The organism is Pseudomonas sp. TH41, from assembly GCF_016650695.1.
In the GTDB taxonomy this organism is placed as follows: domain Bacteria; phylum Pseudomonadota; class Gammaproteobacteria; order Pseudomonadales; family Pseudomonadaceae; genus Aquipseudomonas.
The window spans coordinates 363,304-377,235 of record NZ_JAEKFH010000006.1 but is presented as its reverse complement, the minus strand read 5'-3'; the positions used below and the strand labels follow the sequence as shown (position 1 = coordinate 377,235).

Genomic DNA, 13,932 nt, shown 5'->3' with positions numbered 1-13,932 from the left:
GCGATGAGCTTTCGGGAGCCGTGAGCACCACTTTTTACTTCGTGGTTATTTCCGAGATCAACGGTAACGAGCGTCCTGTGGTATTACGGGCTGTAATACTAACCGCGTAACGAGTGCGTGGTAGCAAGACAGGTTTCAGGAAGGTGACGACTGAACTGTAAGTGAGGTGCCCACCCTGGGGGCCGGTCAAAACAATGTCATAGCGGATGACTTCTTCCATATCAATCGGTGCATCCCATTCCAGAGTCGGAATCAAGCCTGTTTGGGTGAACCGAAAGTTGGTGGGTGCGCTCGACGGTTGACCTTCGATGTGAACGGTTCTTGCGGCGGGCTCGGAGGCATTGCCGGAAAAGTCCATGGCGCAGACCTCAAACAAGTACATGCCCGGAAGCAGGTCAACGGCCGTATAGCGAGTAAGCGGTGTGCTATCGAAGTATTCATGATTGTTGTAAATCACATACTCATGAACACCGATGTCGTCTATTGAGTCCTCCCAAATCAGCGTGACCGAATCAGCAGTCACGTCGGCGATGTTTAAATTTCCTGGCAGGCTGGGTGGGGTTACGTCCCGGGGCTCATAGACCAGCATTGTCGGCTCGGAAAGTTGTCCGAAAATGTCAAAAATCGAGACGCTGATTGAGTACTCGACATTCGGGCTCAAGTCATTCAATACAATGGCGTTCAATAAAAGCACGTCTGCGAAGTGCTCTTCATTGATCAGGATTCTTGCCCCAGAGTCAGGGATGCCCTCCTGGTACTGCCACTCCAGTCGGGCTGAAGTGGAGGTCAAGGCCGTGATACTCGCCTCAGGTGGGGACGGCCGAGGTGAAGGCGCCTGCCCAGTGGTTGTGAAGACTGTACTGGAGCTACCAGCGGATGCATTCCCATCCTTGTCTCGGGCACGCACGAACACCCAGTGATAGGCGCCGCTGGTCAATTTATTGAAAGTGAAGTGCGGGTCTGGAGTCCGAAAAAACAGCAATCCGTTCAAGACAACTTCATAGCCTGTCACGCCGACATTATCACTTGAGGGCTCCCAACTCAGTGTTGCACCGTAGTCGTTAATGTCACTGACGGCTGGCTTTCCGGGCCGGCTTGGGGGAACGTCGTCAGCTACAGTTCTTTCGAGCTGTGCAACGTCGGAAATGTCTCCATCCAGCCGAGCATGGACCGCGAACTTCAGGTGGTGCGGAACCGGGCCAGGCGACACATCCGCCAGTTTGAAGTTGTACCCCCAGCGGCCGGGGACAGTGGTGAAGACCTGACCATTGATGGAGAGCTCATGAGCCGGATGTATTCTGAAAACCGGGTCCCATGCAAGTCTGCAGATCCCGTTGCGGTGGCTGAACCTGAGATTGGTAGGCGGACGCAGCCTGGTTTTGAAGGTAACGAAGCTCGGCTCGGATATACCGACAGCATTAACGGCTCGCACCTCGACGCGATAGTCGGTATGACTTTGCAGGTGCGTAAGGCTGACCCAGGGCTGGGTGACCTGTTTAACGAGAAACCCATTTAAATAAACTCTGTAGCTGATTACCCCCTCATGACCCGAAGACGCCCAAGACAAGCTCACCGACGCATGGGTTATGGCGCTCAGCTCTGGAGTGCCAGGCGTAGTCGGGGCGCGCATTTTCAGCAGCAAGAAAGGGCTGGGTGTTGAAACATTATTTCCGGCTGCTTTTGCCGTGACATAAAACAGGTACTCGACCCCTGCTTTTAATCCCGTTATTTCACAAGGCGGCCGGACCACACTTTTCCGTGCGATACCTTCTCCATACACTTCGTAACCGATGGCATCCGGGCACAGATTGCATGTCGCATAGGGTTCGTCCCAACTCAACCGGGCGGTCGTTGACGAATTGCGCCAGCCTCTTACATTGCCCGGAGCACAGATTCGTACCTCGGAGTAAGGCCCGGAGTTGACTGCCGTTTCAATTGGGCTATCAGGGGAATCAAAATTGCTCATGTCGTGTTTCTCGGTGCAGCTAAACTTCCGCACAGTAAAGTCCACCCCTGCCGCCGACACCACTATCAAATCTGATAGTGGCGCCGCAGACGGTTTGTGCTACAGCCGATCTGTCCGACATAGTAGAAGTGGAAGCTTCCTGCACAAACGTTCTAGTCACCGCCCTCGCAACGCGCGTTAAATAGATCGGCAATCAGCCCCGCAGATGCAGCATGACGGCTCACAACTGGCTCGAACTGGCGCAGGACGCCGACACCGGCATCGAGACGTTGCGCGCGCATTTCGAAGGGTTGCGCTCGCCGCAAGCGATGCAACGCTTCAATCGCTGCATGGCCGTGTTGCTGTTGGTTTCCGCGTGGTTGAGTGTGCTGACCTAAACGCCACCCGTCGGCCTGAATCGTCAGAGGCACTTGACGAGGGATTGGTTTATGGTGTCTTCTGAAACCGGTTTCAGTGCACTGCACTCGACCTTATAAATCCAATAAGAAGGTTTCAGACCGTGAACGACTTCTCCGCCGCCCAGCGCAGCCGCGTGACCATGCTCGACGTGGCCGAACACGCCAAGGTCTCCAAGGCCAGCGTGTCGCGATTCATCGGCGATGACCGCGCGTTGCTCTCCGATGCCATTGCCCAGCGCATCGAACAGGCGATTACCGAACTGGGCTACCGCCCGAACCAGATGGCCCGTGGCTTGAAACGCGGGCGAACCCGCCTGATCGGCATGCTGGTGGCCGACATCCGTAACCCTTATTCGATTGCCGTGATGCACGGGGTGGAAACTGCCTGCCGTCAGCACGGCTACAGCCTGGTGGTGTGCAACACCGATCGCGACGACGAGCAGGAATGCCAGCACCTGGCCTTGCTTCGCTCCTACAACATCGAAGGCCTGATCGTGAACACCCTCGGCCACCACCGTGACGAATTGCGCGAACTGCACCGGGAAATGCCGCTGGTGCTGGTGGATCGCAAGGTCGAGCACCTTGAAAGCGATATGGTCGGGCTAAACAACCCGCAGGCCATCGACATCGCCCTCAATCACCTTGAAGAACGCGGTTATCGCGATGTGCTGATGGTGACGGAACCGTTTGACGGCACCAGTTCGCGGATCGAACGGGTCAGCAGTTTCAAGGCTCAGATCAAGCAGCGGCCGTCTCTTCGCGGGGCAATCATTGAAACCGGCAGCGACCTGACGGCACAGTTGAAAACCTTCCTCGACACACCCGGCCCCGGCCCGAAAGCGCTGTTTTGCGCGAACGGGATTGCGGCGCTGGCCAGCACCCATTCATTGCGTGAACTCAAGTGCAACCTGTTTGAGGACGTGGGCCTGATCGCTCTCGATGACCTGGACTGGTATCCGCTGGTGGGCAGCGGCATCACCGCCCTCGCCCAACCGACCACCGAGATTGGCGCGAGTGCGTTTGAGTGTTTGCTCAAGCGATTGCGCGGGGATGACGGACCGGTGCGGACCCTGGATTTTTCGGCGCGGTTGATTGTGCGGGGATCCACACTTGGAAGTTCTCGGTGACTGGACTGGCCCCATCGCGAGCAGGCTCGCTCCCACAGTGGGCCTGTGTTCGCAAATCCAATGTGGGAGCGAGCCTGCTCGCGATGGGGCCCGAAAAAACACTACAAAAATTAAATTCGATATTTTTTTGAACAAAAATGAAACCGGTTTCAGAGGTATACAACAATGAATAAACCCGCCGTCTCCATCAGCCTGTCCAGCTACGGCGCAGACCTTGTGCGCCAGCGCGGCCAGGGCAGTTTCATCGACATTCTGGCCGCCGCCGGCGCCACGCGCATTGAGTGGCGTGAAGAATTGCTGACCGTCGAAGACCCCGCTCAACTGGCCGATGCCGCTCAGGCCCGGGGCCTTGAAAGCGTGTATTCCTCGCCGATGGAGTTGTGGTTGGCCGGCCAGTCGAAACCCAATCCTGACCTGATCATCGCGCTGCAACGCGCCCAGGCGTTCGGCGCCAAATGGCTGAAGGTCTCGCTGGGTTACTTCACCGACAACAGTGACCTTCTGGCCTTGACCCGCACACTCGCGCAGAGCGCCGTGCAGTTGTTGGTAGAGAACGACCAGACCCTGCAGGGTGGCCGTATCGAACCCTTCCAGCGCTTTTTCGATGAAGTCGAGCAGCACAGTCTGCCGATCAAGATGACTTTTGATATCGGCAATTGGCACTGGCAGGACCAGGCGCCTGCCAGCGCTGCGCGATTGCTTGGACGCCACGTCGGCTACGTGCACTGCAAAGCGGTGACGCGCCGCGCCGATGGCAAACTGGTCGCGATCCCGCCAGGCGCCAGCGACCTGTATCAGTGGGAACACCTGCTGCGGCACATGGCCCAAAGCGTTATGCGGGCAGCGGAGTATCCGTTGCAGGGCGACGACCTGGTGCAACTGACCACCGAACATGTCACCGCCCTCGCCCATTTGGGCCAATCGCGACTGGAGAGCGCTCATGTCTGAGATCGATATTCTGTCGTTCGGCGAAACCATGGCGATGTTCGTTGCGGAGCAGACCGGCAATCTGGCCGACATCCGCGCTTTCCACAAACGCATTGCCGGGGCGGACAGCAACGTCGCCATCGGCTTGTCGCGGCTGGGGTTCAAGGTTGCATGGCTGAGTCGGGTCGGCGCCGATTCGCTGGGTCGCTTCGTGATCGACACCCTGGAGAAGGAAGGCCTGGATTGCCGCCACGTCGATATCGACACTGCGCATCCCACCGGTTTTCAGCTCAAGTCCCGCACCGACGATGGCAGCGACCCTGTCGTCGAATACTTCCGGCGCGGTTCGGCGGCGAGTCATCTGTCGGCGCATTCCATCGTTCCCGAATTGCTCAACGCCCGACACCTGCACGCCACCGGCATTCCCCCGGCGCTCTCTGAAACTGCGCGGCAGATGTCGTTCGAACTGATGACCCGCATGCGCGATGCCGGGCGCAGCGTGTCATTCGATCCAAACCTGCGCCCGAGCCTGTGGGCCAGCGAGCAACAAATGATTACCGAGATCAACCGCCTGGCCGCCCTCGCCCACTGGGTGCTGCCGGGTTTGAGTGAAGGTCGCTTGCTGACCGGTTTTGAAGACCCGGCCGACATCGCGGCGTTTTACCTCGATCGGGGTGCCGAGGCCGTGGCGATCAAGCTGGGCCCGCACGGCGCTTACTACCGCACGCATCTGGATGCCGGTTTTGTCGCCGGTGTGCCGGTGGAAACGGTGGTCGACACCGTCGGGGCCGGTGATGGATTTGCGGTCGGCATGATCAGCGCCCTCCTGGAAAACCACAGCTTTGCCGACGCCGTGAAGCGCGCCAACTGGATTGGCAGCCGGGCGGTGCAGAGCCGTGGGGATATGGAAGGGTTGCCTACCCGAGCTGAAATGATCGTCGAATTTGAGGCCGCCTTCGCGAGCAAGCTCGCTCCCACAGGATTTGCGCATTACCTGTAGGAGCGAGCTTGCTCGCGATGGGGCCCGCCCGGTCACTAAAGATTTTTAGCCCGTTACCTGCTGCGACAAAAACAACAAGCTCAGGAGCATCAACATGAAAACCGCAACGCTCGCCGCCCGCCGCTGGTGGTACATCATGCCCATCGTGTTCATCACCTACAGCCTGGCGTATCTGGACCGCGCCAACTACGGATTTGCCGCGGCCTCTGGCATGGCGGCAGACCTGATGATCACCCCAGGCCTGTCGTCGATGCTCGGCGCGCTGTTCTTCCTCGGTTACTTTTTCTTCCAGGTGCCGGGGGCGATCTACGCGCAAAAGCACAGCGTGAAGAAGCTGATTTTCGTCAGCCTGATCCTCTGGGGCGGCCTGGCCACCTTGACCGGGATCGTCTCCAACGCCTACTGGCTGGTCGTCATCCGGTTCATGCTCGGCGTGGTCGAAGCCGCCGTGATGCCGGCAATGCTGGTGTACTTGTGCCACTGGTTCACCCGCGCCGAACGCTCACGTGCCAACACCTTTTTGATCCTCGGCAACCCGGTAACCATGCTGTGGATGTCGGTGGTGTCGGGTTATCTGGTGCAGCATTTCAGCTGGCGCTGGATGTTCATTGTCGAAGGCTTGCCCGCGGTGCTCTGGGCGTTTATCTGGTGGCGTCTGGCAGATGAACGTCCGGCCCAGGCCAAATGGCTCAGCGACCAGGAAAAGCAGGACCTGGAAAGCGCCCTGGCCGCCGAACAGGTCGGCATCAAAGCGGTTAAGAACTACGCCGAAGCCTTCCGCTCGCCCAAGGTGATCATCCTGGCCCTGCAGTTTTTCTGCTGGAGCATTGGCGTCTACGGTTTTGTGTTGTGGCTGCCGTCGATCCTCAAGGCCGGCGCGCAGATGGACATGATCGAAGCCGGCTGGCTCTCGGCGTTGCCGTATCTGGCGGCGGTGATCGGGATGCTGCTGGTGTCCTGGGGCTCGGATAAATTGCAAAAGCGCAAACGCTTTGTCTGGCCGCCGCTGTTGATCGCTTCGATTGCCTTCTACGGTTCCTACGCGCTGGGCGCCGAACATTTCTGGTGGTCCTACACCCTGCTGGTGATTGCCGGCGCCTGCATGTATGCGCCTTACGGGCCGTTTTTCGCCATCGTCCCGGAAATCCTGCCGGCCAACGTGGCGGGTGGCGCCATGGCGCTGATCAACAGCATGGGCGCGCTGGGATCGTTCGGCGGTTCTTATCTGGTCGGCTACCTGAATAGCTCCACCGGTTCACCCGGCGCGTCGTACCTGTTGATGAGCGGTGCGCTGATGCTTTCGGTGGTGCTGACGATTTTCCTCAAGCCCGGCGCCAGTGACCGGGAGCGGCCCACGGTCGCGTTGAGCCGCCGCACCGCTGCCCACCCATGAATTGATGTTGAGATCACTCAGATGAAAAAGCAGATCGTTCTGTACAAAAAACTCTCGCCGCTGCTGATGGCTCGTCTGCATGAGCAGACCGAGGTGACGCTGATCGACACGCTCAATGCCGAGGGCCTGGCGCAACTGCGCGAAGCCCTGCCCCGCGCTCATGGCTTGCTCGGTGCGAGTCTGAAACTGGATGCCGGGTTACTCGATCTGGCGCCCCATCTCGAAGCCATTGCCAGCGTCTCGGTGGGCGTCGACAACTACGACATTGACTACCTGACCGAGCGGCGCATCCTGCTGAGCAATACGCCGGATGTGCTCACCGAAACCACCGCCGACACTGGCTTTGCGCTGATCCTGGCGACGGCCCGGCGCGTGGTGGAACTGGCGAACATGGTTCGCGCCGGGCAGTGGAACCGCAACATCGGGCCCGCGCATTTTGGCAGCGACGTGCATGGTAAAACCCTGGGCATCATCGGCATGGGACGCATCGGCGAAGCGTTGGCCCAGCGTGGGCATTTCGGGTTCGGCATGCCGGTGATCTATCACAGTCATTCACCGAAACCAGCGGTGGAGCAGCGATTCAACGCGCAGTACCGCAGCTTGCCGGAGCTGTTGCAGCAGGCGGATTTCGTGTGCCTGACCTTGCCGTTGACTGCGGAAACCGAAGGGCTGATCGGCGCCGAGGAATTCGCATTGATGCGTCCCGAGACGATCTTCATCAACATTTCACGGGGTAAGGTGGTGGACGAAGCGGCGCTGATTGAAGCGTTGCGTGCGGGGAAGATTCGCGCGGCCGGGCTGGATGTGTTCGAGCGTGAGCCGTTGAACCATGACTCGCCGTTGTTGCAGTTGAACAATGTGGTGGCGACGCCGCATATCGGGTCGGCGACCCATGAGACACGGGAGGCGATGGCCCGGTGTGCGGTGGAGAATTTGTTGGCGGCGCTGGCGGGTGAGCGGCCGGCTAATTTGGTGAATGGCGCTGTGTGGAAGGCTTGATAGATTTGGCGTTTGTCAGATAGCTTTCGCGAGCAGGCTCGCTCCCACAGGGGATCTATGAACGCCACAGATCCAATGTGGGAGCGAGCCTGCTCGCGAAGGGGCCGGCACAAACACTACAAATCCCTCAGGCCCGCCGCGCCTCCAACAGAGCCGCCGCACACAACGCAATCCGCCGGCACGCCTCCGCCAGTTTCAGCTGGTCGACCACCAACCCCAGCCGTATATGCCCCGCCGCACTCGGCCCGAACGCCTCCCCCGCCAGCACCGATACGCCATAGCCTTCCAGCAGTCGCTCGGCGAAGTGCTGAGCCGACAACCCGGTCTGACGCACATCGACCATCACGAACATTCCGCCATCCGGCCGAATGACCCGGAGACCCGGACAGTGGTTCAAGCTCGCACACACCAGGTCGCGGCGCTGGCGGTACTCCTCGCGCATCAACGCCACTTCCGGCAGGTTCCCATCCAACGCGACTTGCGCAGCTTTCTGCACAAAATCCGGAATGCCGAACAGCATGCACAGTGATAGATGCTCCAGATGGTCAATCAAGGGCTTGGGCCCCATCACCCAACCCACTCGCCAACCGCTCATGGCGTGGGATTTGGACAGGCTGTCGATGGTCGCGGTGCGCTCGGCCATGCCCGGCAGACTCGCGGGGCTGATGTGTTTGCCCTCGTACAACAATTCACTGTAGACCTCGTCGCTGATCAACCACAGGTCGTGACGAACACACAGCGACGCCAGATCCTGCCAGACCGGCAGCGGCAAACTGGCGCCGGAGGGATTGTTCGGGCTATTGAGCAAAACAGCGCGAGTCTTCGGCGTAATCAGCGCCGCGACATCCGCCGGATCGACCCGAAAACCGTTCTGCGGCCGCACCGCCACCGGCACTACGTTCGCCCCGCAGGCGCCGAACACGCCTTCATAGGTCACATACATCGGCTCGGCGACGATCACTTCATCCCCCGGATCGAGCAGGCACTGCGCGACTGAATACACGCCACACTGGGCACCGGGCATCACGATCACCTGGTCGGCCTCTACCCTCTGACCGCTGCGACGTCGATGACGGTCAACGATGCTGTCGCGCAGGCCGCGGCTGCCGCGCACTTCTGCGTAATGCGTATCGCCGGCCAGCAAGCTGTCGATGGCCGCCTGAACGATGGGTTGGGGGGTGTCGAAATCCGGGTCGCCGACCGATAGCAGCAGTACGTCGACGCCTTGTTCGCGCATTTCCAGCGCGCGGTTATGTATCTGCCAGGCCGCGGCGCCTTCACCGGCGATGCGTTGGGTCAAGCCTGAATAGCGCATGTATTTCTCCAGTCGCGCGAGTTCCTGACTCAACCCTATCTCAAATCATCAAACGCGCCAGCATGGCATTTAATTTCAGCAAAATTTCAACGGGTTAGGGAGAGAGGGAGGGTCAACTGTCATATGTGACAGGTTCCGGGATCTTTCAATCGCGATATAAATAAATCGAACCTACCGCCACCTGCACGGCGAACAGCACTGTGAAGTAGGACGTTTCTACCGTGCCCACGCGATCATTGATGACAAATGGGAGACCCCGATATGTACCGTACCCATTCAGCCCCGGCCAATTCGTCCGCCGCATCGAATCAACTCCAGCACGGGGAGCCCGAACCACCCACGACGATAATCCTGACCGCTAGAGAGAAAGAAGTGCTGCTGTGGAGCGCCGCTGGCAAGTTTTCCTGGGAAATTGGCCGGATCTTCAACTGCACCGAGGCGGGGGTGAATTATCACTTCTCCAATAACTTGTTTGATGACATCGCCTGTTCTCCGTCGAGGAATATCGGACACACCTGAGCCGATGTGCCCGCAAACTTTGATGAACATCTAACGTCGGGTTGCGAATTGCGCCGGCCCCAAAACCGGCGTAATCCGCTTCATTGGCGAACGCAACTACCAGAGAAAACGCACGCCCACGTTGGCACCCCACGGCTGTTCGATCTTGTCGCCGTTGCTGTAATCGAAATCGGCATGAATCGAGACCTTGTCGGTCAGCGTCATGGCCACACCGACGCCCAATTCGCCACGAGAGCCGGAAAGGTCATTGTTGAATACGTTGTTGTTGACCTTCACTTCATTGTTCTTGGCGAACTCATGCACATAGGCAGCGCGTATATAGGGCTGCACGACCTTGCCTTCACCCAGATTGAAGTTACGACCGGCAGTTGCACCCGCTTTACCCAGCAAAGAGCGCATGCGACTGCCTTCGGCCGAAAGACCGTTATCCAGGTCGTAGTCCTTGCCCTCAATGATCACCCCCGACAGCTGGGTAAAGGGTTCGACGAAATAATCATCAGCCAGCTTGATATGGCGACCCACCTCAAGGGATGCACCGACACCATTGTTGTCGTAATCACCCTTGGTTTTTTTGCCGTCACTCAGGTTCACGTCGGACTCATTCTGGAAACGGTTGAACTTGAGCACGCCATCGAAGTAGTAGCCGCTCTGCTCATCCAGCCAGGTGGTGTAGGCCCCCAGGTAATAGCTGTCAACGGTACCGCTGCTGCCGCGGTTCAAGTCCAGGTCGGACTTGCTGTAACCACCCAACAAACCCACCAGCCACTGCCCGTCACCCATAGGCAACGGCGCATCGGCACCGAACGAAAAGCCCTGCTGGGTTTGCTTGTAATCCACCCCCGAGCTGGCGCTGACGTCAAACTTGTTACCGTAGGCGCGAATCCAGCCACCGGCCTTGCCGTGGTCCATGCGCACTTCGCCCATGCGACTGCGCAAAGTGCTGAGCTCGCCATACCAAACGGTCGGTGCGGTATTGAACAAGGCCAGAACCGCTTGAGTGCCTGGGCTGATCACCTTGGTTGCGGTGTTCAAATACCAGTCGTTATTGCCTTGCTTGATCAGGTCGTAGGAGAAGGTCCCGAGATCCACTTCCCCCCCCTTCAGCGCGAATTGAGCATCGCCGGAACCGATATGCACCACAGGTGTAGAGGTGGTGGCCGTCAACGGTTCCGAGCCACTGCTGTCGAGCGCAATCAAATGCTTCCCGCTGGCGTTCCCGGCAACCGTCAGCGTATCGACCTGGCCGGTGCTGAAGTTGTTGTGCATATAGAAGGTGCCGCCAGCACCCGACAGGCTATCTACCGACAACTTGAAGAATTGGCCCGGATTGCCAAATTGAACGCCACCGCCATCGAGGGTGAGATTTCCAACCTGGCCGTCACCCACCATTACCCACCGGGCATCGCTATTGACCGCCAGATTTTGCACATTCTGCAAGTGACCCGTCAGGGTCGCGAAGTTTTCCAACGTTACCTTGGCGACGCTCGTGCCATCCACGACGATATCGCCGATGAGCGCGCTATTGTTCACCCGCAAGTTGCCTTCGGCGCCTTCTCGGACGTCCATAAGAATGCCATTGCTGGCCACCAGTGTTGAGCCATTGAGCACTGCGATATTGGCCTTGGCCGGCCCCAGACCTGAAGTGTCGACAACGATCGCCGAACCATTGAGGCCAATGACCTCGGTGTGGTTCAGTTCCAGAGTACTCGGGGCATTGACGCTCGGATCGCCATTGATTTCGATCCCATGCACGGCGCCAGTAATCGTACTGTCGGTAGCCTTGGCAGTGCCATTGAACAGAAGTAGACCTACACCGAAAACGCCCGTGCCGTTGAGCTTGGTGTTCACCAAGGTCAAGTCGCTTAGGCCATTGACCGAAGCGCCGGCTGCGGCACCATTGATAGTGCTGTCCTTCACGGTCGCGCTGGAGCCTTTATTCGTCTTAACATCGCGACTGAGAACGAGGCCGGTGCGGTCGCTTGTGATAAAGCTTTGCGCTGCGATGTTGGCCTTGCCGCCGGACAAGTGAACGCCATTGGCACCGGTTGCCGTTACGGTAGTGGTGGTGAGGTTAAGGGTCGAATCGAAGACCTGAATATCACGGGCTTTCGCGCCAATGGCATTCAGGGTCGACTCGCCATTCAACACGTACTTATCGGGCGCCGTGGTGCCGTCAATGTCGAGAACTTGCCCAGGGTTAAGCACCAGGGCATAACCCTGTTCACAGAACATCAAGAAGGGCGCGACCGAGAGCAACTTCAAGGCACGAGACAGCGGATGCAACTTTAACGATTGAACAGTGGGCATGACGGCACCATTGGCGAGCGATGATTGAAAGCCGCGCAGGCTATAGAACGGCGCCTGGTTCGGATGTAGGACTTATCCGAAAGACTTCTCCCTACAACCAAAGTCGGCCGTCACGGGAAACGCGTGCCCGTGGGACACTCGTTTCCCGTATGGCGTTACTGGCCTAGCCCCCGCTCAAGGGTTGGGTGGTGGTGGAATGTTGCAGCTCCCTTCGCCCACGAACATGCCAACCTCCGTATTAGTGGGTGACTGTGTCGCTGGTTTTCCAGTAATGGTGTACGTCACTTCGCCTTTGCCAATCGGCGCAGGTTTCGTATACGTGGGAAGGATGTGAGTGACGTAGGGCTCGATGAGCCAGACAATCCCGTTTTCTGCCTGCTCTTTGGTGATATTGCTGAACGTCGCTTCTTTTGTCGCTGCGGGCACCAGCACCGGGTTGTCAAAGTCCGTGTAGGCGTTCCAGCTGACTTTGACCTCATCGCCCTCCTTCAGGAGTTTGCTCGGAGGGATTTTGTATTCGACGCCAAACGTTGTTTGGCCTGCATTCCAACGCAATGAGTTGCACCACAAGATTCCCATTGGATTGGTCCACAACGGTTCAGCCTCTGGCAAGGTGAAGGTCAGGAACTCGATCTTCACGGAAGTCCGGGGATCCGGCTCTTGCGGATTACCGGGCATCACAAAATGAGACACGTCCGGGTCCTGAACCACCAATACCTCGGCGCCGCCCAAGGCGGACTCGCTTGACGCAAGCTTTTGTTCTTTTTTGTCTGAACCTGCCATGTTATCGCTCTCCGTTTTCGCAACGTTCAGCCATGGAACATGCCATGGCATCCAGGTTTGAAATGCAGACCGATGACCACCGGGCACTACCCATTTGCATCCCGCCGTTCTACGTTGGAGCGAAGTAAGCACTTTTTTCAGACACTGCGAAACTGTCAGAGTTGACAGGTGGAAATCTGTACAGCCCCACAGAAATTGCGCAAAACCCTGTAGGAGCCGAGCTTGCTCGCGATGAGGCCAGTACAAACAAAACAAAGTTTCAAGCCTGTCGGTCCGATAGAAAATCCACCGCAGGGCGACAGTTCTTCCGTTTAGGCCGCGTGAATTCGCTGTTTCAACATCGCCGCAGAGCGTTTGTTTAAAACCGCTCAGGGTTACTTCATGAAAGCTACAAGACCTTGCGTCATTGCCTACGGTTACGCCAGAATCCGCCGGCTTGTGCGCCTTGGGGTCGCCCGGTAACTTGATTCGTGTCACTGACCATCAGTGATCGGGTTTAGCAGCCCGTGGTGACACGAAGCGCATTTGCATTCCAAACAGTCAGGTCATTTCGTTGCCTGCACTTCATGGTAGCTGTGCGCAGGGCGCCCTCGGGCGCGCCGGTTTCGTGTCTCCCCGGTCTGCTAACCTGCGCACAGCTGCCACCATTCGTTTAGCAGCGATTCGGTGACGGCTCCACATGTTTGGAGCACGAAATATGATTAAACCTTCACCCAACCCGCCAGACACCGATCCGGTTTCCCCGTACGAACCCGATTCAAACAAACTCAACGAGGCTGCCGAACGCGCCCTCGACTTTCACTTCCCTTCGACTGCCGACATCAAAGCCACGCCGCGTACACCCAGCACGCTGTTCACCGTCGACCCAGCAGCCACGACCGAAACCCTGATGGTTTATCTGGTCGAGACGCTGGCCTCGGTCGATGTGATGGTCCATCACTTGGTGGATCTTCTGGACGGTGGTTCGCGCAACGCCCTGCTGGGCATTTCCAACAGCATCATGCTGGCGGAGATCACGGCCAATCGGGTACTGGATCAAGTCGACCCGCCTGAGTAGGTGCGCTCGGCCGGAGCTGGTCGGCAGCTCCATTATTTGAATCGCCCCCCTGTAGGAGCGAGCTTGCTCCGGGCGGCGTTCCGACGATGGACGTGAACGATAACGCGTACTGCCTGAAAAAACGCATCGCCTTCGAATTCA

The 13,932-nt window shown here is 58.3% G+C and carries 11 protein-coding genes and 1 pseudogene; 8 read left to right on the top strand and 4 right to left on the bottom strand.

The genetic code is table 11. From position 1 onward, the window contains the following. Window positions 1-34 precede the first annotated feature (34 nt). Window positions 35-1,966 (bottom strand): fibronectin type III domain-containing protein, encoded by a 1,932-nt coding sequence (locus JFU37_RS25640; RefSeq protein WP_201119830.1) that lies wholly within the window; start codon window positions 1,964-1,966, stop codon window positions 35-37. 290 nt (window positions 1,967-2,256) lie between these two features. On the opposite strand from JFU37_RS25640, the pseudogene JFU37_RS25635 reads away from it, so the two are divergent. The 6 genes and pseudogenes from JFU37_RS25635 to JFU37_RS25610 all read left to right on the top strand — a co-directional run. After that, window positions 2,257-2,343, top strand: a pseudogene (locus JFU37_RS25635) (LysE family translocator); the annotation flags it as partial. A 122-nt stretch (window positions 2,344-2,465) separates the two neighbouring features. After that, window positions 2,466-3,491, top strand: a complete 1,026-nt coding sequence (locus tag JFU37_RS25630) for a LacI family DNA-binding transcriptional regulator (protein WP_342214983.1) — start codon at window positions 2,466-2,468, stop codon at window positions 3,489-3,491. 165 nt (window positions 3,492-3,656) lie between these two features. Next, window positions 3,657-4,439 carry a sugar phosphate isomerase/epimerase family protein gene (locus JFU37_RS25625; RefSeq protein ID WP_201119829.1) on the top strand — a complete coding sequence of 261 codons (783 nt, stop codon included), beginning with the start codon at window positions 3,657-3,659 and terminating at the stop codon, window positions 4,437-4,439. Beyond that, window positions 4,432-5,418, top strand: a complete 987-nt coding sequence (locus tag JFU37_RS25620) for a sugar kinase (RefSeq protein ID WP_201119828.1) — start codon at window positions 4,432-4,434, stop codon at window positions 5,416-5,418. Before JFU37_RS25625 ends, JFU37_RS25620 begins: the two co-directional genes overlap by 8 nt. 94 nt (window positions 5,419-5,512) lie before the next feature. Continuing rightward, window positions 5,513-6,811 carry an MFS transporter gene (locus JFU37_RS25615; protein WP_201119827.1) on the top strand — a complete coding sequence of 433 codons (1,299 nt, stop codon included), beginning with the start codon at window positions 5,513-5,515 and terminating at the stop codon, window positions 6,809-6,811. A 21-nt stretch (window positions 6,812-6,832) separates the two neighbouring features. Further along, on the top strand, window positions 6,833-7,810 hold the full coding sequence (locus JFU37_RS25610) for a 2-hydroxyacid dehydrogenase (protein WP_201119826.1): 978 nt from the start codon (window positions 6,833-6,835) through the stop codon (window positions 7,808-7,810). Window positions 7,811-7,937: 127 nt separating this feature from the next. Here JFU37_RS25610 and JFU37_RS25605 read toward each other — a convergent pair whose 3' ends face one another. Continuing rightward, window positions 7,938-9,125 (bottom strand): pyridoxal phosphate-dependent aminotransferase, encoded by a 1,188-nt coding sequence (locus tag JFU37_RS25605; RefSeq protein ID WP_201119825.1) that lies wholly within the window; start codon window positions 9,123-9,125, stop codon window positions 7,938-7,940. 261 nt (window positions 9,126-9,386) lie between these two features. On the opposite strand from JFU37_RS25605, the gene JFU37_RS25600 reads away from it, so the two are divergent. After that, window positions 9,387-9,644, top strand: a complete 258-nt coding sequence (locus JFU37_RS25600) for a LuxR C-terminal-related transcriptional regulator (RefSeq protein WP_242485825.1) — start codon at window positions 9,387-9,389, stop codon at window positions 9,642-9,644. Window positions 9,645-9,740: 96 nt separating this feature from the next. On the opposite strand, the gene JFU37_RS25595 is transcribed toward JFU37_RS25600, so the two are convergent. Then, the gene (locus tag JFU37_RS25595; protein ID WP_201119823.1) at window positions 9,741-11,951 is read right to left on the bottom strand and encodes an autotransporter outer membrane beta-barrel domain-containing protein; all 2,211 of its coding nucleotides are present in this window, start codon (window positions 11,949-11,951) and stop codon (window positions 9,741-9,743) included. Window positions 11,952-12,125: 174 nt separating this feature from the next. Continuing rightward, window positions 12,126-12,734 carry a hypothetical protein gene (locus JFU37_RS25590; RefSeq protein ID WP_201119822.1) on the bottom strand — a complete coding sequence of 203 codons (609 nt, stop codon included), beginning with the start codon at window positions 12,732-12,734 and terminating at the stop codon, window positions 12,126-12,128. Between the two features lie 697 nt (window positions 12,735-13,431). Between JFU37_RS25590 and JFU37_RS25585 the strand changes: the two genes are divergently transcribed. Further along, window positions 13,432-13,791: a DUF6124 family protein gene (locus JFU37_RS25585; protein ID WP_201119821.1), complete on the top strand. Its 360-nt coding sequence runs from the start codon at window positions 13,432-13,434 to the stop codon at window positions 13,789-13,791. The last annotated feature ends 141 nt before the right edge of the window (window positions 13,792-13,932 follow it).